General features: G+C 56.5%; 2 protein-coding genes. Both read right to left on the bottom strand.

Features of this window, described 5'->3' with window-relative positions; genetic code table 11:
* The coding region (locus MoGM_RS00125; RefSeq protein WP_104368245.1) for an ATP-grasp domain-containing protein at positions 1-830 on the bottom strand (830 nt) is incomplete at its 3' end.
* A 64-nt stretch (positions 831-894) separates the two neighbouring features.
* On the bottom strand, positions 895-1,762 hold an 868-nt coding region (locus MoGM_RS00120), incomplete at its 5' end, for an RluA family pseudouridine synthase (protein WP_104368244.1).

Raw genomic sequence — 1,762 nt, 5'->3', positions numbered from 1 at the left:
ATTATACCGTTGCAGTGCAATATGTCGTATATGTGGCTCGTGATCTCGCTCACGCGCCTTGCCGTCTCTTCGCTGAGCCTTGCCGGGGTGATTTCCTTTACCTGCCCGTTGTATTTGGCGTCATAGTCGAAAAACTCATTGTCGGTCACCACCTCCGTGGCCGGCAGCACCACCGATCTTTTTTTCGTCTTGTAGCATCCCACGGATATTTCAGTGCCTTTGATATACGACTCCACCATCACCTCGGGGCTTTCGAGCATGGCCTTGCGTATGGCCGGCGCGAGCTGGTCTTTGTTGTTCACTTTCGACACGCCGAAGCTGCTGCCGTCGGCCGCCGGCTTTACGAAACACGGCATGCCTATGCGCTCTTCCACCTCGTCGTCGCTCACAAGCTCCTCGTATCCCTTGCGTATCAGCAGGCTGTCGGCCACAAGCACTCCGTAGCCGCGCATGTACTGGTTGAACACGAACTTGTCGAACGTCATGGCCTCCACCAGTACTCCGCTCGTGGAGTATGGCAACCCGATGAGGTCGAAGTAGCCCTGCAAGAGCCCGTTCTCGCCTGGCGTGCCATGGATAGTGATATAGGCGTAGTCGAACTGCACCACCTTCCCGTTCTCCATGAACGAGAAGTCGTTCAGGTCTATCCGTGCCGTTGTGCCGTCAGGCAGTTCGGCGTGGCAGTCGTGGCCTTTCATGTCCACGAGATATATGTTGTAGCGCTCTTTGTCGAAAAAGGAGTAGAGTCCCTGTGCCGAGCGGGCCGACACGTCGTGTTCAGATGAGTTGCCACCGTATACTATGGCTATGTTTCTCTTTAAGTGTTCCATTATATTGTGATTTAAATTTATCTTTGTTTAGCGGCCCGGCTCCGGGCATGCTTTCCCCGGCCGTTTACGCTTCGTGGCATCCCATGTACTTGCGCCATTTGTCTATGAGTGATGCCAGGTCGGCCGGCAGCTCGGAGTTGAAGTCCATCTGCCTGCCGGTTTTGGGATGTACGAATCCGAGTGTGCGTGCGTGCAGCGCTTGCCTGGGACACAGCTTGAAGCCGTTGATTACAAACTGCCGGTAGCTGCCCGTGCGCTCACCGCGCAGAATCTCGCTGCCGCCATATCGCTCGTCGCCGAACAGCGGATGGCCTATGTGCTTCATGTGGGCGCGTATCTGGTGTGTGCGTCCTGTTTCGAGTATGCATTCTATGAGTGTGACATAGCCCAGCCTCTCTATTACCCGGTAGTGGGTCACAGCGCTTTTTCCAGTCTCCGAGCCGGGAGGGAACACCGCCATGCGGAGCCTGTCTTTCGGGTCCCGGCCTATGTTGCCTTCTATCCGCCCGCGGTCTTCCTGTATGTTACCCCATACGAGTGCCGTGTAGCTGCGGTGTGTGCTCTTGTTGAAGAACTGCGCGCCCAGTTCCGTCTTTGCCTCGGGTGTCTTTGCGATGACGAGCAGTCCGCTCGTGTCTTTGTCTATGCGGTGCACCAGTCCCACCTGCGGGTCGTTGGGGTCGTATGTGCTCAGTCCGCGCAGATGCCATGCCACGGCGTTCACCAGTGTGCCGTTGAAATTTCCGCATCCGGGATGCACCACCAGCCCGGCAGGTTTGTTGATTACCATCAGCTCGTCGTCTTCGTATACAATGTCGAGCGGGATATCTTCCGGCTCGATGGTCGTGTCGTAGTGTGGCCGGTCGAGCATCAGTGTCACCACGTCTCCCGGTCTCACCTTGTAGTTGCTTTTCACCGGCCTGTCGTCCACG

This window comes from Prevotella sp. MGM1 (assembly GCF_002933775.1).
Classification (GTDB): domain Bacteria; phylum Bacteroidota; class Bacteroidia; order Bacteroidales; family Bacteroidaceae; genus Prevotella.
This window is presented reverse-complemented; position numbering and strand designations above follow the sequence as displayed.